Source organism: Dellaglioa sp. CoH-57-MRSF-22 (assembly GCF_056781895.1).
Map to the genome: position 1 here is coordinate 18,493 of NZ_JBXAXT010000006.1, position 25,380 is coordinate 43,872.

A 25,380-nucleotide genomic window follows, 5' to 3' on the forward strand; every position below is an offset into this window, starting at 1 on the left:
ATTATTTTGATTCTGTTACAAGTACAACAAGCAGCTCGCTATTTTGGCGCAGATGTTCTTTTTGAAAATGCAAATATGGATATCAAAGACGATGCTAGGATAGCCCTAGTTGGTCGAAATGGTGCTGGAAAATCAACATTAATTAAAATGATTATTGATCAAGAGGCTACTGATGCTGGTCAAATCATTAAACATAAAGGCATGACCATCGGTTACTTAGCACAAACAACAACTGTTACTTCAGAACGTTCGATTTGGGACGAAATGAGTCGTGTTTTTGATTATTTAAAAAAAATGGAAATCCAAATTCATACATTAGAAGCCCAAATTGCTGATCCTAAAAATGCAGAAGATTCTGAAAAATTTGAAAAACTATTATCAACCTATGATCAAGTTTCACATGATTTCAGTGAAAAAAATGGCTATGGTTATGAATCAGAAATCCGTTCTGTTTTACATGGTTTTAGATTTTATGAAGAAGATTTCAATCGCGATATTAGGACTCTCTCTGGTGGTCAAAAAACACGTTTAGCCTTAGCAAAATTACTTTTAGAAAAACGTGATTTATTAATTTTAGATGAACCAACTAACCACTTAGATATTGAGACACTAACTTGGTTAGAAGGCTATTTGAAGACTTATACAGGGGCACTCTTAATTGTCTCTCATGATCGTTACTTCTTAGATAAAATTGTGACAGAAGTTTATGATATGAGCCATAATGAAACGACTCACTACAATGGCAACTACTCCCAATTTATTGTAAAAAAAGAAGCTAATTTAAAACAAGAATGGAAAGTTTTCGAAAAACAACAAGATAAGATTGAAAAACTCGAAGATTTTGTTAATAAAAACATTGTTCGAGCCTCAACAACAAAACGAGCGCAAAGTCGTCGTAAACAACTCGAAAAATTAGATAAACTTGACCGACCAGAAGGTGACGAAAAAGCCCCTCGTTTTAGTTTTAAATCTGCAGATGAGAGTGGTAATATCGTTTTAACTGTTGCCGGGGCAGCTGTTGGTTACGATAATAAAGTGTTATCTGAACCCGTTTCAATTGATTTACATAAGCATCAAGTTCAAGCTATTGTTGGCCCGAATGGTGTGGGAAAATCAACCTTACTTAAAAGTATCTTAGGCCAAATTCCATTTATTCGTGGTGAAGCATTCCTTGGCGCTAATGTTCATGTTGGCTACTACGATCAGGAGCAAAATCAATTAACAGATAAAAATACTGTTTTAGATGAACTCTGGAATGATCATCCTTCAACTCCTGAAACAGATATTCGATCATTATTAGGTGGATTTCTATTTTCTGGGGATGACGTTTTGAAACGTGTCTCAAATTTAAGTGGTGGTGAAAAAGCGCGTCTTGCTTTGACCAAACTTGCAATGGACAAAGATAACTTCCTAATCTTTGATGAACCCACTAACCATTTAGACATTGATAGTAAGGAAGTCCTTGAAAAGGCGATTGCTAACTTTGATGGTACTGTCTTACTTGTTTCTCATGACCGCTACTTCATTAATAAAGTTGCAGAAAGTATTATTGAAGTTTCAAAAGAAGGCTCTACTTACTACATGGGTGATTACGATTATTATGTTGATAAAAAAGAAGAATTAGAAGCTATCGCAGCCGAAAAAATGGCACTTGAAATTGCCTCATCTTCAGAAGTCCCTGAAGTTAAACCAACAACTAATTATCAACAAAATAAAGAAACGCAAAAGGAACAACGTAAATTAACACGTGAAATTGATCGTTTAGAATCTGAATTAAGTGAATTAGAAATTCATCAAACAGAACTTGAAGAAAAAATGTCTCAACCTACTATTTTTAGTGATGCAGATAAACTTCAGGAACTACAAACTGAACTACAATCTATTCAAACTGCAATAGAGACTGCAGAAACTAATTGGGAAGAAGCTAGCTTAGCTTTAGAATAAGCTAGCTTTTTTTTTTTTATTTATTGACATTTAAAGAATGAAAGCCTATTCTTTTGTTGTAATCTAAAAATAAAATATAAGTACACTAGGGGTGTTCTTTAGAAGAACTGAGATAGGTTTTTTCAACCTAATCCCTTCGAACCTGTAAGCCAAAACTTGCGTAGGAAAGTGTGAAGAAGGACCCCACTCTACAATTTTTTTGTCAAAGAGTGGGGTTTTTGTGTACTCAAGAGGAGAAAGTTATGCCATTAGAACTACTCGATAAACTTCGTGAAGAGAACCCAGTAATTTTCAACATTTCTAATTACATCACGGTTCAAGACGTTGCCAATGGACTCAACGCAATTGGCGCTTCCCCTATCATGCCCAGTGCGATTGAAGAAGCAGCCGAAATGTTACAAATTTCTGCTGCTGCCACAATCAATATGGGATCATTTAAAAGTTCAGAATTACCTTACATTGAGAGGGTTAGTCAAATCGCAAACGATTTAGCTATCCCACTTGTGCTAGACCCAGTTGCTGTTGCCATGCCTTACCGACAAAAAGTAATTACAAACTTGCTTGAGCATTTTCATTTTAATTTTATTCGCGGTAATGCTGGTGAAATTGCTGCATTAGCTGGTGTTGAATGGCAAGCAAAAGGTATTGATGCAGGAAATGGTTCTGCAGATTTAGCAGAAATCGCAAAAATTGTAGCCAAACGGTACAATTGTACGGTTGTTCTAAGTGGTCCTACAGACTATATTTCTGATGGAAAGCGTGTTGCAACTGTGACACAGGGAACGTCTCTTTTCCAAACACATGTTGGTTCAGGCGATATGCTTTCAAGTTTAATTGCTGCGTTTGCAGCTGTCTCTAAAGATAATGAGTTTGAAGCAGCAAGAATCGCCTGCCTTATCTTTGCAACAACTGGTGAACTTGTTGCTGATGAGTTAATTACCGAAAAACCAGGTAGTTTTATTGTTAACCTACTTGATAAACTACATTTAATAACGATAAATGAACTTTCTAATCAGATAACGATGAAAGGAGACCTATAATGCCTGATTTTCCACAAGCACTTTCAATTGCTGGATCCGATAGTAGTGGTGGCGCTGGTATGCAAGCTGACTTAAAAACGATGCAAGAACGGCATGTCTATGCTGCAACAGTTCTCGTCGCAATCACTGCACAAAACACACTTGGTGTGCAAGACAGTCTTCCCCTCCCTGCTAAAATTATTAATGAACAATTTGCCTCAATTGCAAATGATTTAGCCATTAAAGCATGCAAAACAGGGATGCTTGCAGATTCAGAACACGTTAAAGTAGTCGTTAAAAATCTGAAAAAATATCAATTTGGTCCCCTAATTGTTGACCCTGTCATGGTTGCAAAAGGCGGTGCCACACTTCTTTCTGAGGATGCTGTTGTTACAATCAAAGAAGAATTAATTCCTTTAGCCACGGTAGTAACCCCGAATATTCCAGAAGCTGAAGTCATAACTGGCTTGACCATTAATTCAAAAGAAGACATGAGTGCAGCTGGAAAAAAGATTAAATTATTAGGTGCAAAAAACGTCATCATTAAAGGCGGACATTATAACTCTGAAAATATCGTAAATGACTTTGTATTATTAGAAGATAACGATTCATTCTGGATGAGCTCGAAACGTATTGATACAATTCGAACTCATGGCACTGGTGATACCCTCTCAGCCTGCATTGCAGCAGAAATTGCCAAAGGACAAGATATTAAAACGGCCATCTTAGTGTCTAAAAAATATGTTGAAGCAACAATTAGCAACGGTATTATCGTTGGACATGGTCACGGGCCATTAAATCATTGGGCATATCGTGAGGTAACGCAAAATGAAGACATTTAATCAATCATGGTTAGCAAGTTACTTCATTGCAGGAACTCAAGACGTCGCCGACAATCAATTACTACCTACTTTAGAACGAGCGTTAAAATCAGGCATTTCTTGTTTCCAATTTAGAGAAAAAAATCTCTTAACCCCTTTAACCCGGATACAAAAAAAGACACTCGCAATTGAATGTCAGAGGTTATGCACAAAATACCAAGTTCCTTTTTTCATTGATGATGATCTACCTTTAGCACTTGAAATTCAAGCAGATGGTATTCACGTTGGCCAAAATGACCAAAAGATTCAAAATGTGATAGATCAATCGGCGGGTCAATTAGCGATTGGCCTTTCTTGTCAAACACTCGATCAAATTAAACAAGCCAATCAATTATCAGGTATCGCTTATATTGGTAGTGGCCCTGTCTTTCCTACAAAATCAAAGTCAGATGCGACTGCGCCTCTCGGAATAGCTGGCTTAAATCAATTACTATCAATTAGTAAACTCCCGATTGTTGCAATTGGTGGTATTTCAGAAAATAATTTAGCCAAACTGGCTACTACAACTGTTTCGGGAGTTGCTGTTATTTCCTTGATTGCTAAAAGTCCGAACATTGAACAAACAGTTCAATCCATAAATCATTATTTTAAATTGGAGGACGATTAAGATGACAGAAACTAAAGAATTACGTGGACAATTTTTACTTTGGCTAGGTGCGGCCATTTCAATTGCCGAAATTATGACGGGCATGTTACTAGCTCCACTTGGCTTTTCTAAAGGTTTCCTTGCAATTCTAATTGGTCATTTAATTGGTTGTGGTCTCTTCTTACTACCTGCTGGTTATATTGGTGCCAAAAAGCATCAGACAGCCATTCAGTCAACTAAAGTTGCTTTTGGCTCAACAGGTGTGCTCTTATTTTCACTTATCAATTTGATTCAACTAATTGGTTGGACCGCTGTTATGATCGTCAACGCAATTTCAGCAATGAATGGTATTTCAAGTTCCTTACTTAATTTTAAAAATTCAATTATTATGGGACTTGTCATAGCTATTTTGATTATCATTTGGTTATTAGTTAGCGAAAATAGTTTGTATCGAATTAATTTAATTGTTGTTAATTTATTAGTTATTGGTGCAGGTATCATGATTTTTTTAATTTTCAAAGTACCCGTTTCACATACTTCCAATGGCTTAAATATGACATTTGGATCAGCTGTTGAATTAAATATCACCATGGCGTTATCTTGGCTACCACTAATAGGTGATTACACAAAATCAACAAAACATCCACTTGCTATGTCTACAGTTAGTTCGTTTAGCTATTTTTTAGGTAGTTTAATCATGTTTACCATTGGCTTACTTTTAACAACTAGAACCGGATTCACTGATTTTACCTCGTTCTTGGCTACATCAGGTTTAGGTATAATCGCATTATTCATTATTATATTTTCAACTGTTACAACCACATTTTTAGATGTTATGTCAGCAACAATTAACGTTCAGAATATACATTCCTTTAAACATATGAAATTGATTAGTATCATTATAGTTGCGCTTGGCTTAGTCATTGCATGGGTAGTTCCTATTGATAATTATCAAAATTTCTTATATTTTATCGCGTCAGTTTTTACACCATTATATGCAATTGTTTTTGTCACTTACTTTATTATGAAAAAAACGTTGCCTTATTGGTTAAATATTATTTGGTGGTTAATTGGCATTATTGCGTACTATCAATTACAACAATTTGATTTTATTTTTGGAACCACAATTATTATTCTATTCGGACTAGGATTACTCGTTTATCTATCCCAATTTATTTTACCAAAAAATTATTTTAGAAATATAAATTAACCATTTACAAAAAAATAGAGATTTAGCGTTCTCCCCAGTGTTAAACAACTGTTTAGCATTACAAGGCGAACTCTAAATCTCTATTTTAATTTTATAATAATTAAACTATCCAATCAAATTCTAAACTAGGATCAGCATTTAAATTTAATCCTGCACGTTGACCTTTAATAAATTCAACATATCCTGCTGCACCAATCATTGCAGCATTATCACCACATAATTTAATGGGCGCCTTCACAAATTCAATATCATTCATTTTCTTCATATCAGATTCAAGTCTTGTACGTAACCCTTTATTAGCTGCCACACCACCGGCTAAAATTAATTGTTTAATATCATACTCATGACAAGCACGTACCGTTTTCTCAGCAAGTACATCAATCACACTTTGTTGAAAGCTTGTTGCTAAATCAGCCCGGTCCAACTCTTCGCCTAATTGATCTGCATGGTGAACTGTATTGATGAAGGCACTTTTCAATCCACTGAAACTAAAGTCATAACTGTCATCTTTGATCATGGCACGCGGAAAATTAAACGTATCTTGTCCAGTATGTGCAAGTTCATCAATTTCTTTTCCTGATGGATAAGTCATCCCAAGAACACGCCCAACTTTATCATAAGCTTCACCTGCTGCGTCATCACGTGTCTCACCAATAATTTCAAATTGACCTTCTTCAGGCATATAAACTAACTCAGTATGTCCACCCGAAACGAGTAAAGCCATTGATGGATACACTATTTCAGATTCATAGCGCGCTGCAAAAATATGGCCTGCCATATGGTTAACGGGAATTAAAGGCAACTCGTGAGCAAATGCGATAGCTTTAGCAGCAGAAACACCTACTAGTAAAGCACCAACTAATCCTGGTCCATAAGTAACCGCAACAGCATCTAAATCATCATAAGTTACATTTGCTTCTGTCATAGCATCTTTAATACAACTCGTAATTTGTTCAATATGGTGGCGGCTGGCAACTTCAGGTACAACACCACCAAAACGTTTATGACTATTAACTTGCGTTGCAATGATGTTCGACAAAATAAGATGACCGTCTTCGACCACTGCGACACTAGTTTCATCACAACTTGATTCAAATGCTAAAATTAGATTTCTTTCCGTTTTATCCATTGAGACCTCTTTCAACTTAATTCATATTCCTTTATTTTAATTTAAGCAACATATCAACAGCATCTTGCCCATCTTCAACATAATAATTCTCTCGGATACCCACTTTAGTAAATCCTAATTGGTGGTATAGATTTAAAGCCGTCTGGTTATCACGGCGAACCTCTAAACTAACTGTTCTAAATCTCATTAAACGAGCACGCCTTGTAATAGACGTTACCAAAAAGTTTCCCATCCCTCTACCCTGACATTCAGGTAGAACAGCAATATTCGCAATATGTACGTCTCCCGTTATTGCATCCGTTGAACAACCAATAAAGCCTAACATTTTATCTTCCTTACGTAAGACTAAATAAAGTGTTTTGCTTTTTTGGCAAATTTCGCCTTCAAATATTTTTGCACTCCATGGTGATTTACCATCATAAACTGCTTTTTCAATCTCAAGTAGTTCCGGAATATCAGGTACAACAGCACGTGTCATAAAATAACTTTCATTTCTAATTTTAATTCTATGATTCTGAAAAACTAATGTCCTAACAGGTTCATCTGGTCTTAATTCTGGAATAATTTGTTTCACTCGTGCTTTAAATTTTTTCAACATAGGTATTATGATCCTTATCTGAATGGGTTTCTAACCATTGCGTCTCTGCTTGCGTTAATCGTAAATAATTCGGAATAAATGTCTCCTGATTAGCGGGCTCTTTATCTTTACCAATTAATCCCAAAATAAATGCCTGAGGAATATTTAAAAATGAAGCTGGAAACTGTGCCTGATCACCTAAAATATCGATAATTTGTTGTTTAAATAAATCGACATCAGTTCCAACAAAAATTTGTGGTCGGTTACGCTCTTTTAATTCAGTCACCCAAGTCACAAGTTCTCTATGCTGGTCTGGTAATTCATTTACAAGCTCATTATCATTTTTATACAAACCTGAGAATACGTAATTCCTACGTGCGTCAAATAACGGTACAATATCAGAATCACTATTTGTGGAAATACCTGCAGCCAACATTGCTAAACTAGAGACACCAACTAATTCACAATCTAATGTAAATGCTAGTGTTTTAGCTGTGGCAACGCCAATCCTGAGACCAGTAAAAGATCCTGGACCTTGTGCAACCACAATTCGGTCTAGCTCTGCAGGCTTAATACCTGCTAATTTCATGACATCAGAAATTGCTGGCATCAATGTAATACTGTGATTTTTTTTTATATTCGTTGTGATAGTTGCTAATAATGCACTATCTTCTAAAACAGCGACGCTGAGTGGTATATTCGATGTATCAATTGCTAAAATTTTCATTCATATCTTCCTTTATCTCTGCTTTGTTAACATTTTAGCACAAAAATAGTATCACAAATTTTTTCTAAGAGAAAATTAACAAAAAAATAGGACAAATAATTGTCCTATGGTTAATAACTAATTTATTTTGAAAATCCATTTGGATGCGTCTGTTCAAAAGTCCATGCTGTCTTAATGATATCTTCCATATTTTCATACTTAGGAGCCCAACCAAGAATTTCATGTGCTTTTTCACTTGCTGCAATTAAAGTTGAAGGATCACCTGCACGACGTGGTGCAATTTCTGCAGGAATTTCTTTACCTGTTGCACGGCGTGCTGCTTCTAGAATTTCCATATTTGAAAATCCATTAGATGAACCCAAGTTAAAGGCATTACTTTCATTTCCCGCAAGTAAGTAATCTAAGGCGCGAATGTGCGCATCTGCTAAATCAAGAACATGCACGTAATCACGGACGTTTGTACCATCTTTGGTATCATAATCGTCCCCAAAAATTTGTAATTTTTCACGTTCTCCGTTAGCAACTTGTAAAATAATTGGAATTAAATGTGTTTCAGGATTGTGATCTTCACCGATGCTACCATCTGGTTTTGATCCAGCAACATTGAAATAACGTAATGCGACAAACTTAACACCATCTGCAACGTCAGTCCAGTGCATAATTTTTTCCATGGCTAATTTACTTTCACCATATGGATTTGTTGGAATTTGAGGGTCATCTTCATGAATTGGGACAACTTTAGGTTCACCATATGTTGCAGCTGTTGAAGAAAAGACGATTTTTTTAACGCCAACTTCAGTCATGACTTCAAGTAAATGAATCATCCCTGCTGTATTATTGTCAAAATATTTTAATGGTTTTACCATTGATTCACCAACAAGAGATGAAGCTGCAAAATGAATAACTGCTTCAATATCCTCATTTTTGAAAACATTGCGCATAAAATTTTTATCCGCAATATCTCCTTGATAAAATTTTGCCTTTTTATTAACAGCCTCTAAGTGCCCTGTCACTAAATTATCGACAACAACAACATCACGACTATTTTCTACTAATTGATCAACAGTATGTGAACCAATGTAACCTGCGCCACCCAAAACTAAAATTGACATTTAAATTCCTCCAAATAGTTTATTTTCTTTATTATAACTTATTTTAGTAAATTTATCAGTGATTCACCCTTCTTTAGCAAATAAATAGACGACGAAAATAAATTCGCCGTCTGGTTAATTTCTATAAGTCACCCGTTAAAAATTGTGCTTGGCCCATGCCAAAGCTCCAATCTTCATCAGTATTAGTTGTTAAATTAATCATTAAATCTTCTGGTCTCAATCCAACTTTTGTTTGTAACTGTTGCATTAACTGTTGATAGAAGGTTTCTTTTTGCTCTGTCGTTCTTGGTCGCGTTGTTAAACTAAAGACCAATACTTCTTTTGTTCGCATAAATCCAAGCCCAGTATCTAAAATTTGCATTTCATTTATTGGATGTTGAGTGACAATTTGATATCTGTCACTAACTGGTGCGCCAAATGAATTAAGCATTACATCATAAGCAATATCTAAAATTTCTTTTATTTGGCCTTCAGAACGGCCTTCAATCATATCAATTTTCATCAATGGCATAGATTGAATCCTCCTATAATCGTTTACCTAATCTTTGGATTTGTTTATTATTACCAACCATATATAACAAAATAATTTGAATTGGAATTAAAATTAAATCTTTGATAGCACGTGCATAGATAATTGTCCAAGGTGACTGGTACATTAATACTAGCCAGAATGTATTTAACAATAAATCAATAACAACGACATTGATTAATACGGCAATAATAATTCGCGGTAACGTAAATGGTTTTTTATAAAATACAAGTCCATAGAAAAACGCACCTAAGAAAGCAGATAGCGAGAATCCCCAGAAAAATGTACCTCCTTTACTGAATAATACTGTTCCAAGTAAATCCGATAAAACAGAACCAATACCACCCAGTAATGGGCCAAACCACGCCGCTAATAGATAAGTCGCAATAAAAGTGAAACTTATCCGTAACGTCAATACCTGATACGATAATAAATTAGTTAGAATAATTTGACCAGCCAATAATAGACCCATCACCGCTATATTCTTTGCGGTTAACCTCTTTGTTAAATTTTCCATGATTCAGACATCTCCTCGTTGGAGTTGCCACATTGTGGTATGCGGCGAATGCGAAAACACAACCGCAGCTATCGCTAGCCTTCGTCCAAAAGACACATTCCGTCCTTTTGGCACTTAACGCTGTATTCTCTACCCCGAAATTTTGTATTTTACTACTTGTGTAGTATACCACTAAAAAGAAAATAACTTTGGGTGTTTCTTTTTAATTTATTTTCTTTTCACGAATCATAAAAATTAGTCCCATAAGTAATCCTAACGCAGCAGGAACTATCCAACTTAAGCCAATATTAAACAGTGGTAAATAATGATTTGCAAATGCTAACATATTTTTAGCAAAAGCTAAATTTTTAATTGAAATTGGCATCGCGTTTAGTCCATCAAAAATGGCACTAAAAAGCGTTAAAACGGTTAACCATTTGTAGATAATGCTGACTTTTAAGTCATACTTATTTAAAGTAGGTTCTAAACAGGCAGCAATCATCAATACAATAGCAAGTGGGTAAAGCAACATCAAAACTGGTGTTGATAATGTAATTAATTGATCTAACCCAACGTTGGCAATTAAACAACTAATCACACAACCAAGTGTTAAATACAATTTATAGCTACCATGACCAATAATTTCAACACATGTTTTAGCACATGCGCTAGTCACGCCAATTGCCGTTTTAATACAAGCAACAACAATAATTGCAGCAAGAAAGAAACTTCCGAATTGTCCAAAATAACGTTGAGCAACTTGAGCTAAAATAGCACCACCATTACCAGAATGTGGAAATACACCCAGACTCGTTGCCCCAAGATAGGCCAAGCATGTATAGATGATTCCCATCAAAATAACACTGATACTACCAGAATAGATAATCCCTTTAGTAATTGATTTAGGATTCGTAATACCTAAATCTTTAATTGTATCCACAATGATAATACCAAAAGCCAAACCAGCGAGTGCATCCATAGTGTAATATCCTTGCCCAAAAGCAGACATAAAAGCACCATTCTTGTAAGAACTTGTTGCGGGGAAATCTGAAAAATTACCCATTGGCTTAATAAATACAAATAACAATAAAATAGCCAACGCACATAAAAATATGGGATTTAAATACTTACCAACATAGACTAATATCTTGGTTGGTTTAACTGCCAAAAGCCAAACTATTGTGAAGAATAAAATTGAAAATAATAATAGCCATACTGAATGTTGGCTGGCTTTAATATGTGGTGCAATTCCAATTTCAAACGGAATAGTTGCTGATCTTGGACCTGCAAATAGCGGTCCAATAGTTAGGTAGAGCAACATTGTGAAAATTATGCCATACGTTCGATTAACCTTAGAGGCTAAATCGAAAACTCCCCTACTTTTAGACAATCCAATAGCAATTACACCTAAAAAAGGTAACCCAACACCAGCAATTAGAAAGCCTAAATTACCTATCCACAGGTTTTGTCCGGATTGTTGACCTACAAAGACTGGAAAAATTAAATTTCCCGCGCCAAAAAATAAACCGAATAACATTGAGCTAATAAATAAATACTCATTCTTACTTAATTGTTTTTCTTTCATTCTCATAACCACCTTATCTGTTCATATACAGTAACAAATTCATAGTCAAAGTACAATATAATATGTATAATCTAAGTGTCAGCAAGGAGGAAAATATGAAAAAAATATTAATTTTACACACTGGTGGTACAATCGCCATGTCTGAAAATCAAGAAACAGGCGCAGTTGCACCTGGTGCAGAAAACCCTTTAAACCAAGTTGAAAATCCATTTGGTGATCGTTTCGATTTAATCACTGAAAATATTTTTAACTTACCATCCCCACATATTGGCCCCATAGAGATGCTAATTATTCAAAAAAGAATTATGCGTGCATCCGCGGAAGCGATTGATGGTATTGTTATTACTCACGGTACGGATACATTAGAAGAAACTGCTTATTTTTTAGATCTTACATTACCGAACCATCTACCTGTCGTTTTAACAGGTGCTATGCGTTCCGCAAATGAAATAGGCTCAGATGGCTTACACAATTTTCAAACAGCCATCTTAACTGCAGCAAGTGATGATGCAGTTGATAAAGGTGTCTTAGTTGTTATGAATGATGAAATTCATACAGCACGCTATGTAACAAAAACACATACAACAAATGTCGCAACTTTTAGAACACCAACGTTTGGCCCAATTGGTAGTATCGCTAAAGATAACGTGACCTTTTTTGCCGAATTGCTAAGCCAGACTTGCTTAGCAATCGACAAAGTTGTTGATCATGTTTATTTAATTAAGGCTTATGCTGGAATGGATGCTGATTTACTTGGTTTTCTTAATAATGACCAAACGAACGGTATTGTCATTGAAGCTCTTGGTGCAGGAAATCTTCCCCCACAAGTTTTAGCTAATCTTCAAAAATTAATTGATCGCGATATTCCAGTTGTAATTGTTTCACGTTGCTTTAATGGCGTGGCACAAGATGTTTACGACTATGAAGGTGGTGGCGTTCAATTGAAAAAAATGGGCGGCATCTTCTGTCGTGGCTTAAATGGTCAAAAAGCAAGAATCAAACTATTGGTTGGATTAAGTGCTGGTCTTGAAAAAGAAGAACTCTCGATTTATGTCGCAGATGCTTTATCATAAAAATATAAAAAATGCTCTGAGTAACTGGATAGACTTCCAGTTACTCAGAGCATTTTTTATTCTAACGTTTCGTCCACTCACAGTCAGCTTCACAATAAACATCATCACCAATTTTAATCTGGTGATGTGTCGTTAAGTTATCAATAACAACGATACTATCTATCTTATGACCATAGTGAATTTCTTTTTCATATTTAATATTCATATGTTTCAAATCATGTGACATTAAAAAGTCTTCTGACAATGAATCTAATAACCAATCAAAATATTTTGAATTGTTTACATGTTGATTTGGATCAATATCAAAGAATCGAACGTCATATGATTTTTTAGCAGCTATTGTATCTTCTTTCATGATACCAACTGGTTTCTCCAAACGCTCAATTCTTCGTGTATATTCAGCACCAAAAGGTTCAATAACTTCTGGCAATACACGAGTCATTTTACGTGTTTTATGATCCATTAAAACAAATACAGCATGAATATGTGCACACTCATTACCTGCTTCATCATGAACCCAGAAATCTCGGTAACAGAAGAAACGATTGTACGAAACAGCCTCAGTAGTTAATGTTAAATTCTCATCAATATGTGGTATTCTCGAAATATCAATAAGATATTGTGTAATAACCCAACCAAAGCCCAAATTTGTTAAATCTTTTTCAGTAATTCCTAAGCTATCACTTTGGTCTGTTGAAACCAAAATAATCATGTTAATTAGCATTGCTACTGTCACACGCCCACTTTTATCGCCTTCATAGTAAACCGCACGATGTAGCTCACTAAATTTATTATCTGCCAATATGTTCACTCCTTAAATCTGATGATACAGATTATAAACTTCTTGTTTTTTCATCTCTTGTTTCTTAGCAATCTCTTTTATCGCATCATTAGTTTTCATACCTGTTTCAATCAAATAATCAACTTGTTCTTCAATTGACATATTAGCCAGATGATCAACTTCCGTTGCTTCTGGCGAATCATTTCCCTCAACAATTACACAAAATTCTCCACGGACTTGCTCAGTGCCAGCCCATTTGATAGCATCATCCAGTGTTCCACGCAAGAATTCTTCATAACGTTTAGTTAATTCTCGGCATAGTACAACTTTACGCTGACCACCAAGGCTAGCAGCTATTTGTGTTAATGTTTTTTTCAAGCGATGTGGTGCTTCATAAAAAATAAGCGTCATTGTTTGATTTTTCAACTCAGCTAATTCTTCTTTTTGACTCTTAGGTTTTCGCGATAAAAAACCATAGAATAAGAACGGTTGTGGCGCTAATCCAGAAGCTATTAATGCAGTGATCCCGGCATTTGCCCCAGGAAGTGGCACAACTGGAATCTTAGCTTCAATACATGCTTTAACAAGATCATGCCCAGGATCACTAATTGATGGCATTCCTGCATCACTTACTTGTGCGATTGATTGACCAGCCAATATTTTATCAACAAATTGCGGAATACGTTCTTGCGTATTATGTTCATGAAAACTCAATTGACTTGTTTCAATTTCAAAATGATTTAATAATTTTTGTGTGTTTCGTGTATCTTCGGCTGCTATATAGTCAACCTCTTTTAAAATATCAATCGCTCTAAACGTCATATCAGATAAATTACCAATTGGTGTCGGTACTAAATATAATGACCCAGTTGTCCCTTTACCTTGAAAACTGCTTTGTGCTGCTATTTCACTCATACTTCGCGCTCCCCATAAATTAAATCTAAACAGAAAGCACAAGGTTCATCATCGACTCGACGTGATCCGTACATCCCTTCAATATTACAAATATGAAAACCTTGATCATATAATTTTTCTAAGTTTTGACGTGATTTTGACAGATTTGCATCGGAAGATTCATTAAAATTCTTAGACGTTTGTCGTTCTATTTCACTTAATCGTTCTCTCAAATGTTGGTTTTCAATCTCCAATTCAGCGTTATTTTCAAGAACACCAGTCATATCAGATTTTATTGTTTCAAAACTCGATAACATTTTTTTCATTTCTTCCTCGATAGCTATAAAATTATCATATAGTTGACGCTTATCCACAAAATCACCTTCATTTCATATTTTATAAATCTATTAATTTTAACGTTGTTACTTCAATTGCACTTTGAAATGTCATATTTATTTGGAGCATCGTTTTAATTTGTAAACAACCATCTAATATAGCAACTAACTTTTTATCACTAATCATTTGAGTTATTTTATCAATTTCAGTTAAACGATTAGAAAAACTCACTTGTTCCTTACGATTATAACGGACAAGTAAACAATCACGCGCTAACAGTACCATTAAATCAACCATCAATGCCTGTTGTTGTTTTTCTTTTGCGAGTGGCACTAGTTTTGTTTGTACCAAAATGAAACTTTCAGCATCATTTTTCAATAATTTACTGAACCAATTCCAAACTTGATTTGTCATTTCAGTAAAATTCTCATCTTGTGCTAATGCTACAGCATGGCTTGTACTCTCAGTTACATGAACAAGTAACTGAGCCTGATCTTTCAAGATACCTTGATTTAATAAATTTTGAATCAATTTTTCTTGAGAGAGTGCGACAAAATTAACCAGTTGGCACCGTGATTGAATAGTTGGCAAAATTTGATTTTTATTTTCTGTTAATAAGAAAGCTTTCACATTTCCAACAGGCTCTTCTAAAAATTTAAGTAAACTGTTCGCAGCACTAGCTGTCATACTCTCAGCTTTTTCAATTATAAAAATCTTTTGGCTACCTTCAACACCACTTTTTGAAAATTCTGATTTCAAAAATCGAATTTGATCAACTTTAATTGACTGGCCTTCAGGCTTAACACTCACGATATCAGGGTGATTACCTGATAGAATTCGTTGACATTCACCACATACACCGCAAGGCTTTTGATCCTCGTCAGCAGTACAAAAGAGTCGCATTGCAATCCATTGTGCTAGTTCAACCTTACCAATACCTTCTGGTCCGGAAAATAGATAAGCATGGGCTAACTTATTTGTTATTATCAATTTTTCAAAATGTTCAATTAATTTTGGCTGTAATTCTTGAATTTTAATATTACTGGTTTCATCAGCTAATTCTGTCATTACTATTTACTCCTAAAATTGATGAAACTCTTCTACTGGTAAGACAAATACTGTTGCACCACCAACCTGAACTTCTAATGGAAATGGTACTTGTGCATCCATTGAAACATCTAAGTTAACAGGGGGGGCCATAAATTGTTCACGCGTTGATGATGTCTCTTTAATGATTTGTAATACCTCATCAACACGTTCATCTTCAATACCAATTAAAAAGGTTGTATTACCAGACTTTAAAAAACCACCAGTTGTTGATAGTTTTGTTGCACGGACATTTGAATCTATAAATATATTGCTTAATCGGTTACTATCTTTATCTTGAACAATCGCTGTAATTAATTTCATTTGAATTCCCTCATTTCATTTATTTAAAAGACTCGGGTAATTTTTTCTTCAGAACGTCAATACAATCGTCAATTACTTTTTCCAAAGGTTGCGCCGCATTAATGGTTATAATACGTTCTGGATTTTTCACTGCTAATTGTTGGTATGCTTTGCGTACTTTTTGATGGAACTCTAACTTTTCATCATCTAAACGATTTATTTCATTTTGACGATGCTCAAAAATTCGTTTTAATCCAATTTCTGATGGTACGTCAAAGTATAAAGTTAAATCAGGTTCTGTTCCATTTGTTGCAAATAGGTTCATATCAGCAACCGCTTGCGTTCCGATATCTCTACCAGCACCTTGGTAAGCAATTGAACTATCAACATAACGATCACATATTACAATTTTATCTTCCTTAAGTGCTGGGAAAATTATTTCTGCGATATGCTGACGTCTTGATGCTGCAAACAATAATGCTTCAGTTCGTTTATCCATCTCTGGATAATCTTGATTTAAGACAACTTCACGAATGGCTTCAGATATCGGACTTCCACCTGGTTCACGTGTTATAACTAATTCTTTTACCAAGTTATTTTGTATCTTTTTTATAATACCTTTTAAGGCACTCGTTTTGCCGGACCCATCTGGTCCTTCAATCGTTATAAATTTTCCAGTCACATTAACGACCCCAATACTTATTATTATTGTACTTGAATCTTAAAAACCTGTCCATAAGATAAACCTACTATTAGTATACTATCTCTTATTTAATAAATCTAATCAGCATTTCACAAAAAAACGCCAAGACAAGTTAGGCGAATTGTCTCAACGTTCTTTCTAATTTAATGTGTGATTACTGAAGCCTGCATATGCCCTTTAACTGAACGAACACGCGCTTCATTATAGAGAAAGAAATATCTTTTTCTTGCCATCTGTGTTTCATTAATTAATTCTTCATCAACTTCGTAAATGGCCTCTTCAGTTTGTTTGGCTTGATCCCATGCTATTTTAGCGAGATCAATTGACTCTAGCAACTTAGCGTCATACTCTTTACGTAATTTAAGTTTTGTTTTTTTATTAAACATTACACCGTCAGCTCATTTCTATATTTCAGTACGTCCTTCAATCGCTTTAAACAACGTCATTTCATCTGCGTACTCAATATCGCTACCTACAGATAGTCCATGGGCTAATCTTGTCACTTTAATTCCAGCCGGTTTAATCAATCTCGATAAATACATTGACGTTGCTTCACCTTCTGGCGTTGCATTTGTCGCAATAATAACTTCCTGCATATCGGGATGCGATTGAAGACGTGTTAATAAACTTGTGATATTAATATCTTCCGGCCCTTTACCTTCAATTGGTGATAATACACCATGAAGCACGTGATACAAGCCGTGATACTCTTTCATTTTTTCTAAAGACATCACATCTTTAGGTTCTTCTACAACAATAACTTTGGTTTGATCACGTGATGAATCAGAACAAATCTGACAAGGATCTTCTTCAGTAATATTGCCACAGATACTACAATAATGTAGGTCTCGTTTGGCAGATATTAGTGATTTAGCAAAATCGGTGACATCATCTTCATCCATATCAATTGTAAAAAAAGCTAATCTTGTAGCAGTTTTACCACCAATACCTGGTAATTTCATATAACTTTCAATCAATTTTGCGATAGGTTCAGGATATTGCATTTTCTTTAGCCTTCTTTAATTTTAAGTTTATAGTCCAGGCATCCCTTGAGAATATTTACCCAATTTATCAGTTGTTGTTTTTTCAATTTTTGTCATAGCATCATTAACAGCCATAATAATTAAATCTTGTAACATATCAACATCATCAGGATCGACTGCTTCTTCTTTAATCATGATATCAGTCATTTTTTTGTCCCCTGTAAAGGTTACCTTAACTAAATCATTTGAAGCTTCGCCAACAAATTCAGTTGCATTCAAAGCCTCTTGGTCTTTTGTCATATCTTTTTGTAATTTTTGCATTTGTTTCATCATACCTTGCATATTACCATTTCCACGCATCATTATTAATTACTTCCTTTCTAATCCTGTTTAATTTCTATATTTTCTGTTCCAAAAATTTCTTCAGCTTTTGAAACAATTGGTTCTACTACTTCAGGTTCTGGCTCAATAATTGTTTCAGTTCCCTCGTGCTCATTTTGTTTAATGTAAGATTTTCGGACTTCTGGCCATTGCTCTGCTGTAATACAGACCACCTTAGGGACATGATGTAATAATCGATCTAACCCATTACCTAAAGCATCGAGTAACTCTGTATCACTTGAAGCTTTGACAGACAAGAATTCGTAATTAAAACTAACAAGTACACTGTCAGGACTAGCCGCAACCGGTTCACTAGCTTGCATAATCGCACGTTGTGTAACTGAAAGTTGATGCAACAACTCTGGCCAAACCTGTTTTAATTGTACCAAACTTTCTTTTGTTGCGTGATCTAAAATAGGATAAATTTGAGATAAATTTAATGTTGCTTTTTTTTGAGTAGAGGCAACTTTTTTAGGCTTAGCTATTACTGCCACTTGCGGTTGATTATCATTCTGACTTAAATCAATTATTTGCTTTTTCAAGTCTTCAACTGTTTTAGTTAAATTATTAATTTGTTTAGATGCATCTGAACTTAATTCTGATTGAGTCGTCTCCGCAATCGTATCAGAGGTATTAAATTGTGATAATCGAATTGTTAATACTTCTAAATAAACATCTGGATGTGTTGTAAATCGCATTTGTTGTTGAATTTCATTTAAAACATTTATCATTTGGTATAAGAAATCAGCAGAAATAGTCTGTGATAAGTTTTTAAAATCATCATTAACCATCCCTAATTCTAGTTGATTAATAAGTGCTGGTGCTTGCTGATATAATAGTAAATCACGACTATAGGCAATTAAATCTTCGATTAATCTAGTTGAATCTTTACCTTCGTCTATAATTGCTTGTATCGTTTCTAATGCCTCAGTAGTCGCTTTTTGACTAACTTCCGTGACGTAATTCTGTATTTTATCCTGTGTTACACTACCGGTTACTAACAAAGCATTATCCAAAGTCACCTTGTTATCACCGAATGAAATGACCTGATCTAAAATACTCAAAGCATCCCGCATTCCACCTTCAGCTGCTTTAGCGATAACTTTAAGCGCTGGTTCTTCATATTCAATTCCTTTTTCAGACAAAATATAAACCATTCGTTCATAACTGTCAGCTGGCGTAATACGCTTGAAATCAAATTTCTGAGTTCTAGAAATAATGGTTGCTGGAATCTTATGTGGTTCCGTTGTAGCAAGAATAAAAATAACATTTTCAGGTGGTTCTTCAAGCGTCTTCAAGAGTGCATTAAAAGCACCCGTAGATAGCATATGAACTTCATCAATAATATAGATTTTAAAATCAGCTTGTGTGGGTGCATACTTTACTTTGTCACGGATATCACGAATTTCTTCAACCCCATTATTAGAAGCGGCATCAATTTCGATAACATCGTTTAATTGACCATTCGTAATAGCGATACATGTCTCACATTTGTTACATGGTTCGCCATTTTCCTGGAAGTGACAATTAACTGCCTTAGCAAAAATTTTAGCTGCGGACGTTTTACCTGTTCCACGTGGACCATTAAAAATGTATGCATGACTTGTTTGTTGTGTCATAATTGCATTTTTCAACGTCTGCGTAATCATGTTTTGTCCAACTAAATCACTAAATTTTTGTGGACGCCAGACACGGTATAAAGCTTGGTAACTCATCACAATCTCTCCTTTCAAAATCTATAAATAGCTTTTTAAATAAAAAAATCTCTCAGCCATTTCTGACTAAGAGTCTTAAATAATCATAATTACTTAAGGCACAAAGTGAATCAAACTTAGTGCTGCTTCCTTCCGGATCTGACACAATTCGTAAGCACACTATTGCCTTAAGGCCTTGCGGCAATTATTATAATACATTAAATTCCAACAAAAAGCTACCTTTATGATTGCTTTTTTTCTTTTCTTTTACGACGAACTTCTCTAAAGAATGATTGGAGTAGGTCTTTGGCTTCATCTAATAATAATCCAGATTCTACTTTTGCTTGATGATTAAATCGTTCATCCGTTAATAAGTTCCCAATGCTGCCTGCAGTTCCTGCTTTAGGATCAAATGCACCAAAGTAAACTTCGGGGATTCTTGAATTGATAATCGCACCACTACACATTGGGCATGGTTCTAGTGTTACGAATAATTGCGCATCTACAAGACGCCAGCTATGAATCGTAGCACAGGCTTCTTGGATGGCTAAAATTTCAGCGTGAAGGGTTGCATCTTGCACGTGTTCACGAATATTATGGCCTCGTCCAATAATCTCACCATTTTGTACAACAACACAGCCAATTGGTACTTCACCAATAATTTTTGCATTTCTTGCTTCATATAAAGCTTCGCGCATAAAAAATTCTTTTTGTTCTTCAGTTAATTTTTCTACCATTTACTTCACACTCATTAAAATATAGTAACCTTTATCTTTTAAAATAATGTCACAATTACCAAAAACTTCAGTCATTCTCTTTTGAGCCGAACTTGCCCCTTGTTTCTTTTGTAATACAGCAAACAATTGTCCGCCAACTTTTAAATGGTCGAATGCGCCACTTAAAATTTCATGAACGACCTCTTTGCCTGCTCTAATAGGCGGGTTTGTAAGAATTGCAGCATAATCTGTCTTTTTTACATGACTGTATGCGGCAGATTCAAAAACTTCTATATTATTAATTTTATTGATTACCGCGTTCTTCTTTGCTAATTCTAATGCTAATTCGTTTACATCTGTCATGTCTATTTTTCGTTCTGGTTGATTCTTGGCTATAGCAAGTCCTATTGGACCGTATCCACATCCAACATCTAAAATATTTCCCGGAATTATTTTTTGTTGCTCAACTGCATTTAATAAAACTCTTGAACCAAAATCGACTGTTTTTTTTGAAAATACACCATTATCTGTGGTAAACTTAAACTCGTTGTTCAACAGTTTAAATGTCCATTCTTTTTCATCATGAATAACATCTGGATTTTTCGAAAAATAATAATTCGTCATATTTTTACCTACTTTCTCAATAGTTTCTATAATACGGAGAAAATCGAATTTTCGCAATCAAAATTTAATATAAACAATCCAAGACCTTGAACACTACATCTTGTGTGATGCAACTTAAAATCACACTAAATGTAGTGTTTTTTTCAATTGATTTTTGGATTATGTGTTGTATACTTATCTTATTAAACAAAACAACAAAGGGGAATTTATATAATGAAAAAAGTTACTGTATTTACAAAAAACAACTGCATCCAATGCAAAATGACAAAACGTTTTTTAGAAGAAAACAACGTCGACTTTGATGAACGTAACATTTCCGAAGACGATAACGCAATCGATTACTTGAAAGGCCAAGGTTTCCAAGCTGTTCCTGTTATAGAAGCTACTGGATTCGATACAATCGCAGGATTTCGTCCTGATATGCTTAAAAAGTTGGCAGTCTAATGAAAATTGTTTTCTTTAGCATTACTGGACAAACACGACGCTTCATCAATAAAATTGGCTATCCTTCATTTGAAATCGATCCAACAAACCCGCTTATTGAATTAAATGAACCCTATATTTTAATTGTTCCAACTTATGAAATTGGGCTCACTGAATCGGTCAACGACTTTATTGAATATCAATCAAATAGAGAAAATATACTGGGTGTTGTTGGCGGTGGGAACCGCAACTTCGCCCAACTTTTTATTTTTACAGCCAAAGATATCGCAACCGACTATCACGTCCCATTATTATATGAATTTGAATTCAATGGCACTGAAGAAGATGTAATCAATATGAAGAAAGTAGTTGATGAAATTGACATTAAAAACGTTAAATAGTGATAAAGTCACTTATTATGATTTAAATAATGAAATTAATATTCCCGTAGACGGTCAAATCCCACTTCAAAAAGATCAAGAAGCCTTAACCGCCTTTTTGAAAGAAAATGTTGCTGAAAATACAATGCAATTTGATTCATTAAAAGCACGTTTTGATTATTTAATTGACAACAACTATATTGAAACTGATTTTTATAATAAATATGACTTCTCATTTATAGAGGAGCTCTACGCTTATTTAGCAGCTCAAAAATTCCATTTCGGTACATTTATGGCTGCCTACAAATTTTATGCTCAATACGCACTTAAAACTGATAATAATGCCTATTACCTTGAAAATTATATTGATCGTGTTGCAATGAACGTTCTTTACTTTGCTGATGGTAATACAGAACTAGCTATGAATTTAGCTGACGAAATGATTCATCAACGTTACCAACCTGCTACACCTAGTTTCTTAAATGCCGGTCGTAAACGTCGTGGAGAATTAGTTTCTTGCTTCCTAATTCAAATTACTGATGATATGAATGGTATTGGACGTGGCATTAACTCAGCACTTCAATTATCTCGAATTGGTGGTGGTGTTGGTATTACGCTCAGTAATTTACGTGGCGCAGGTGCACCAATTAAAGGGATTGAGGGCGCTGCTTCTGGTGTTCTACCCGTTATGAAATTATTAGAAGATAGTTTTTCATATTCTAACCAACTAGGACAGCGTCAAGGTGCTGGAGTTGTCTATTTAGACGTCTTCCATCCAGATATTGTTGCTTTCCTGTCAGCTAAAAAAGAAAATGCTGATGAAAAAATCCGTGTTAAAACTTTATCACTAGGCATCACTGTACCTGATAAATTTTACGAACTCATTAAAGATAATGCAACGATGTATCTTTTCGATCCCTACGGTGTTGAAAGAGAATATGGAGTCCCTTATTCCTATGTTGATATCACAAAAGAATATGACAATATGGTTGCCAATAAAAATATTAGTAAAAAAACGATTCTTGCCCGCGAATTAGAAACTGAAATTTCTAAGCTGCAACAAGAGTCAGGCTATCCTTATATTGTCAATGTTGATACAGCAAATCGCGCAAACCCAATTGATGGTAAAATCATTATGAGTAATCTTTGTTCAGAAATCATGCAGGTTCAGACACCATCAACTGTGAATAATGCACAAGGCTACGATGTTATGGGGACTGATATTTCATGTAACTTAGGCTCAACTAACATTGTTAATATGATGGCTTCTCCAGATTTTGGCCGTTCAGTTGATTCAATGGTTCGCGCTTTAACTTTTGTAACTGATAGTTCAGATATTGATGTTGTGCCTCCTATTCAACATGGAAATAACTTAGCGCATACCATCGGTTTAGGTGCAATGGGCTTACATGCCTACTTCGCTAAAAACCATATGCATTATGGTTCAGAAGACTCAATCGATTTCACTAGTGTTTATTTTATGATGCTTAACTATTACTCATTAAAATCATCAAATGCTATCGCTAAAGAAAAAAATGAAACATTCCATAACTTTGAAAAAAGTACTTATGCAACTGGTACCTACTTTGATAAGTATCTTAACGAAGATTGGGGCCCTACTTCTGATAAAGTTGCTGCCTTATTTGATGGCATCGACATCCCTAATCAAGAAGATTGGGCGACTTTGAAAGCTAATATTCAAACTGACGGTCTTTATCATCAAAATAGATTGGCTGTTGCACCTAATGGCTCTATTTCATATATTAACGATACTACTGCCAGTCTTCACCCAATTATTAACCGAATCGAAGAGCGTCAAGAAAAGAAAATTGGAAAGATTTACTATCCAGCTCCTTACCTTTCAAATGACACGATTCCATACTATACTTCTGCATACGACATGGATATGCGTAAAGTTATTGACGTTTACGCTGCTGCACAGGAACATATCGATCAATCACTTAGTTTAACTTTATTCATGCGTTCAACGATTCCTGAAGGCCTCTACGAATGGAAAAATGGTCGGACAGATAAAATGACAACACGTGACTTAAACATTTTGCGTAATTATGCGTATAATAAAGGTATTAAGTCAATTTACTACATCAGAACCTTTACTGATGATCAAGAAGAAGTTGGCGCAAACGCTTGTGAGAGTTGTGTTATCTAAACTGTAACGGAGGAAAGTTAAATGAATAATGATAGTTACAAAGCAATTAATTGGAACGAAGTTGAAGATCAAGTTGATAAAGCAACTTGGGAAAAACTAACAGAACAATTTTGGTTAGATACACGTATCCCCCTTTCAAATGATTTAGATGATTGGCGTACACTGAGTCCTGCAGAAAAAACATTAGTTGGTCATGATTTTGGTGGGCTAACATTGTTGGATACGGTGCAATCACAAGATGGGATGGAAGCGTTGCGTCATGATACACGGACTGCCCACGAAGAAGCTGTTTTAAATAATATTCAATTTATGGAATCGGTTCATGCTAAAAGTTATTCATCAATTTTTTCAACGTTGAATACAGCTTCAGAGATTACTGAAATTTTCGAATGGACAGACAAAAACGAATTTTTACAAAAAAAAGCACAACGTATTAATGGTATTTACCAAAACGGGTCACCATTGGAGAAAAAAGTTGCTTCTGTTTTTCTTGAAACGTTCTTATTCTACTCTGGTTTCTATACGCCACTTTACTATTTAGGCCATAACAAACTGGCAAACGTTGCTGAAATTATTAAATTAATTTTACGTGATGAATCTGTTCATGGTACCTTCATTGGCTATAAATTCCAATTAGGATTCAACGAACTTTCTGAAGAAGAACAAGGTAAAATGAAGACCTGGATGTATGACCTTCTGTTTGAATTATATGAAAACGAAGAAAAATATACCCATGAACTTTATGATGAAGTTGGTTGGACTGAAGAAGTTTTAACCTTCTTACGTTACAATGCCAACAAAGCTCTAATGAATTTAGGCCAAGATCCTTTGTTCCCTGATACAGCTTCTGATGTTAATCCTGTTGTCATGAACGGAATTTCAACATCAACATCTAATCATGATTTCTTCTCTCAAGTTGGTAATGGCTACTTACTTGGTAGTGTGGAATCAATGGATGATTCAGATTATGAAATTGGTGAAAGCGGCCAAATGAAACGTCGTCCTAAACGTTAGAAAAAAATCCTTACTATCAGCCTA

29 protein-coding genes, 1 other RNA gene and 2 riboswitches are annotated in these 25,380 nt (G+C 34.9%); of the genes, 10 read left to right on the forward strand and 20 right to left on the reverse strand.

The window, feature by feature from the left end; all coding sequences use genetic code 11:
• The first annotated feature begins 6 nt into the window (after positions 1 to 6).
• The 5 genes from AC1RPR_RS06610 (at position 7) to cytX (ending at position 5,640) form a co-directional block, all read left to right on the forward strand.
• Positions 7 to 1,944 (forward strand): ABC-F family ATP-binding cassette domain-containing protein, encoded by a 1,938-nt coding sequence (locus tag AC1RPR_RS06610; RefSeq protein ID WP_481761950.1) that lies wholly within the window; start codon positions 7 to 9, stop codon positions 1,942 to 1,944.
• 77 nt (positions 1,945 to 2,021) lie between these two features.
• Positions 2,022 to 2,128: riboswitch (TPP riboswitch) on the forward strand.
• Between the two features lie 58 nt (positions 2,129 to 2,186).
• Positions 2,187 to 2,984 carry a hydroxyethylthiazole kinase gene (thiM, locus tag AC1RPR_RS06615; protein ID WP_481761949.1) on the forward strand — a complete coding sequence of 266 codons (798 nt, stop codon included), beginning with the start codon at positions 2,187 to 2,189 and terminating at the stop codon, positions 2,982 to 2,984.
• Positions 2,984 to 3,805: a bifunctional hydroxymethylpyrimidine kinase/phosphomethylpyrimidine kinase gene (thiD, locus tag AC1RPR_RS06620; RefSeq protein WP_481761948.1), complete on the forward strand. Its 822-nt coding sequence runs from the start codon at positions 2,984 to 2,986 to the stop codon at positions 3,803 to 3,805. The genes thiM and thiD overlap by 1 nt, the downstream gene beginning before the upstream one ends.
• Positions 3,792 to 4,451: a thiamine phosphate synthase gene (gene thiE / locus AC1RPR_RS06625; protein WP_481761947.1), complete on the forward strand. Its 660-nt coding sequence runs from the start codon at positions 3,792 to 3,794 to the stop codon at positions 4,449 to 4,451. Before thiD ends, thiE begins: the two co-directional genes overlap by 14 nt.
• 1 nt (position 4,452) lies before the next feature.
• On the forward strand, positions 4,453 to 5,640 hold the full coding sequence (gene cytX, locus AC1RPR_RS06630; RefSeq protein ID WP_481761946.1) for a putative hydroxymethylpyrimidine transporter CytX: 1,188 nt from the start codon (positions 4,453 to 4,455) through the stop codon (positions 5,638 to 5,640).
• A 100-nt stretch (positions 5,641 to 5,740) separates the two neighbouring features.
• On the opposite strand, the gene tsaD is transcribed toward cytX, so the two are convergent.
• From tsaD to brnQ, 7 genes are all read right to left on the reverse strand, one after another.
• Positions 5,741 to 6,769, reverse strand: a complete 1,029-nt coding sequence (tsaD, locus tag AC1RPR_RS06635; protein ID WP_481761945.1) for a tRNA (adenosine(37)-N6)-threonylcarbamoyltransferase complex transferase subunit TsaD — start codon at positions 6,767 to 6,769, stop codon at positions 5,741 to 5,743.
• A gap of 31 nt (positions 6,770 to 6,800) precedes the next feature.
• Complete coding sequence (rimI, locus tag AC1RPR_RS06640; RefSeq protein ID WP_481761944.1) at positions 6,801 to 7,367, reverse strand: ribosomal protein S18-alanine N-acetyltransferase; 567 nt, start codon at positions 7,365 to 7,367, stop codon at positions 6,801 to 6,803.
• The gene (tsaB, locus tag AC1RPR_RS06645; protein WP_481761943.1) at positions 7,351 to 8,073 is read right to left on the reverse strand and encodes a tRNA (adenosine(37)-N6)-threonylcarbamoyltransferase complex dimerization subunit type 1 TsaB; all 723 of its coding nucleotides are present in this window, start codon (positions 8,071 to 8,073) and stop codon (positions 7,351 to 7,353) included. Before tsaB ends, rimI begins: the two co-directional genes overlap by 17 nt.
• A 122-nt stretch (positions 8,074 to 8,195) precedes the next feature.
• Positions 8,196 to 9,185, reverse strand: coding sequence for a UDP-glucose 4-epimerase GalE (galE, locus tag AC1RPR_RS06650; RefSeq protein ID WP_481761942.1), 990 nt, complete (start codon positions 9,183 to 9,185; stop codon positions 8,196 to 8,198).
• A 121-nt stretch (positions 9,186 to 9,306) separates the two neighbouring features.
• Positions 9,307 to 9,696, reverse strand: coding sequence for a tautomerase family protein (locus tag AC1RPR_RS06655; protein WP_481761941.1), 390 nt, complete (start codon positions 9,694 to 9,696; stop codon positions 9,307 to 9,309).
• 13 nt (positions 9,697 to 9,709) lie between these two features.
• Complete coding sequence (locus AC1RPR_RS06660) at positions 9,710 to 10,231, reverse strand: folate family ECF transporter S component (RefSeq protein ID WP_481761940.1); 522 nt, start codon at positions 10,229 to 10,231, stop codon at positions 9,710 to 9,712.
• Positions 10,232 to 10,271: 40 nt separating this feature from the next.
• A riboswitch (THF riboswitch) is annotated at positions 10,272 to 10,370 on the reverse strand.
• Positions 10,371 to 10,433: 63 nt separating this feature from the next.
• A complete protein-coding gene (brnQ, locus tag AC1RPR_RS06665) occupies positions 10,434 to 11,795 on the reverse strand; it encodes a branched-chain amino acid transport system II carrier protein (protein WP_481761912.1) in 1,362 nt (453 codons plus the stop codon).
• Positions 11,796 to 11,890: 95 nt separating this feature from the next.
• On the opposite strand from brnQ, the gene AC1RPR_RS06670 reads away from it, so the two are divergent.
• Positions 11,891 to 12,868 (forward strand): asparaginase, encoded by a 978-nt coding sequence (locus AC1RPR_RS06670; RefSeq protein WP_481761911.1) that lies wholly within the window; start codon positions 11,891 to 11,893, stop codon positions 12,866 to 12,868.
• 61 nt (positions 12,869 to 12,929) lie between these two features.
• On the opposite strand, the gene AC1RPR_RS06675 is transcribed toward AC1RPR_RS06670, so the two are convergent.
• The 13 genes from AC1RPR_RS06675 to AC1RPR_RS06735 all read right to left on the reverse strand — a co-directional run bounded on the left by AC1RPR_RS06675 (position 12,930) and on the right by AC1RPR_RS06735 (position 21,369).
• Positions 12,930 to 13,670, reverse strand: a complete 741-nt coding sequence (locus AC1RPR_RS06675; RefSeq protein ID WP_481761910.1) for an acyl-[acyl-carrier-protein] thioesterase — start codon at positions 13,668 to 13,670, stop codon at positions 12,930 to 12,932.
• 12 nt (positions 13,671 to 13,682) lie between these two features.
• Positions 13,683 to 14,564 carry a 16S rRNA (cytidine(1402)-2'-O)-methyltransferase gene (rsmI, locus tag AC1RPR_RS06680; RefSeq protein ID WP_481761909.1) on the reverse strand — a complete coding sequence of 294 codons (882 nt, stop codon included), beginning with the start codon at positions 14,562 to 14,564 and terminating at the stop codon, positions 13,683 to 13,685.
• Positions 14,561 to 14,917 (reverse strand): DNA replication initiation control protein YabA, encoded by a 357-nt coding sequence (locus AC1RPR_RS06685; protein WP_481761908.1) that lies wholly within the window; start codon positions 14,915 to 14,917, stop codon positions 14,561 to 14,563. The genes rsmI and AC1RPR_RS06685 overlap by 4 nt, the downstream gene beginning before the upstream one ends.
• Positions 14,918 to 14,939: 22 nt before the next feature.
• Complete coding sequence (gene holB, locus AC1RPR_RS06690) at positions 14,940 to 15,947, reverse strand: DNA polymerase III subunit delta' (RefSeq protein WP_481761907.1); 1,008 nt, start codon at positions 15,945 to 15,947, stop codon at positions 14,940 to 14,942.
• A gap of 12 nt (positions 15,948 to 15,959) precedes the next feature.
• Positions 15,960 to 16,289, reverse strand: coding sequence for a cyclic-di-AMP receptor (locus AC1RPR_RS06695; RefSeq protein WP_409021519.1), 330 nt, complete (start codon positions 16,287 to 16,289; stop codon positions 15,960 to 15,962).
• Between the two features lie 19 nt (positions 16,290 to 16,308).
• Positions 16,309 to 16,950 (reverse strand): dTMP kinase, encoded by a 642-nt coding sequence (tmk, locus tag AC1RPR_RS06700; protein WP_481761906.1) that lies wholly within the window; start codon positions 16,948 to 16,950, stop codon positions 16,309 to 16,311.
• Between the two features lie 164 nt (positions 16,951 to 17,114).
• Positions 17,115 to 17,357, reverse strand: a complete 243-nt coding sequence (locus AC1RPR_RS06705; protein WP_481761905.1) for a YaaL family protein — start codon at positions 17,355 to 17,357, stop codon at positions 17,115 to 17,117.
• A gap of 18 nt (positions 17,358 to 17,375) precedes the next feature.
• The gene (gene recR / locus AC1RPR_RS06710; RefSeq protein WP_409021522.1) at positions 17,376 to 17,975 is read right to left on the reverse strand and encodes a recombination mediator RecR; all 600 of its coding nucleotides are present in this window, start codon (positions 17,973 to 17,975) and stop codon (positions 17,376 to 17,378) included.
• Between the two features lie 27 nt (positions 17,976 to 18,002).
• Positions 18,003 to 18,317, reverse strand: coding sequence for a YbaB/EbfC family nucleoid-associated protein (locus AC1RPR_RS06715; protein ID WP_409021523.1), 315 nt, complete (start codon positions 18,315 to 18,317; stop codon positions 18,003 to 18,005).
• 17 nt (positions 18,318 to 18,334) lie between these two features.
• Positions 18,335 to 20,050 (reverse strand): DNA polymerase III subunit gamma/tau, encoded by a 1,716-nt coding sequence (gene dnaX, locus AC1RPR_RS06720; protein ID WP_481761904.1) that lies wholly within the window; start codon positions 20,048 to 20,050, stop codon positions 18,335 to 18,337.
• 87 nt (positions 20,051 to 20,137) lie between these two features.
• An RNA gene (gene ffs, locus AC1RPR_RS06725) (signal recognition particle sRNA small type) lies at positions 20,138 to 20,224 on the reverse strand.
• Positions 20,225 to 20,271: 47 nt separating this feature from the next.
• On the reverse strand, positions 20,272 to 20,766 hold the full coding sequence (gene tadA, locus AC1RPR_RS06730) for a tRNA adenosine(34) deaminase TadA (RefSeq protein WP_409021525.1): 495 nt from the start codon (positions 20,764 to 20,766) through the stop codon (positions 20,272 to 20,274).
• A complete protein-coding gene (locus AC1RPR_RS06735) occupies positions 20,767 to 21,369 on the reverse strand; it encodes a class I SAM-dependent methyltransferase (RefSeq protein WP_481761903.1) in 603 nt (200 codons plus the stop codon).
• 213 nt (positions 21,370 to 21,582) lie between these two features.
• On the opposite strand from AC1RPR_RS06735, the gene nrdH reads away from it, so the two are divergent.
• The 4 genes from nrdH to nrdF are packed head-to-tail and all read left to right on the forward strand — an operon-like array spanning position 21,583 to position 25,356.
• Positions 21,583 to 21,813, forward strand: coding sequence for a glutaredoxin-like protein NrdH (gene nrdH, locus AC1RPR_RS06740; protein WP_481761902.1), 231 nt, complete (start codon positions 21,583 to 21,585; stop codon positions 21,811 to 21,813).
• Positions 21,813 to 22,193, forward strand: coding sequence for a class Ib ribonucleoside-diphosphate reductase assembly flavoprotein NrdI (gene nrdI, locus AC1RPR_RS06745; RefSeq protein ID WP_481761901.1), 381 nt, complete (start codon positions 21,813 to 21,815; stop codon positions 22,191 to 22,193). Before nrdH ends, nrdI begins: the two co-directional genes overlap by 1 nt.
• A complete protein-coding gene (nrdE, locus tag AC1RPR_RS06750) occupies positions 22,165 to 24,342 on the forward strand; it encodes a class 1b ribonucleoside-diphosphate reductase subunit alpha (protein WP_481761900.1) in 2,178 nt (725 codons plus the stop codon). Before nrdI ends, nrdE begins: the two co-directional genes overlap by 29 nt.
• 21 nt (positions 24,343 to 24,363) lie before the next feature.
• A complete protein-coding gene (gene nrdF, locus AC1RPR_RS06755; protein WP_409021529.1) occupies positions 24,364 to 25,356 on the forward strand; it encodes a class 1b ribonucleoside-diphosphate reductase subunit beta in 993 nt (330 codons plus the stop codon).
• Positions 25,357 to 25,380: the final 24 nt, after the last annotated feature.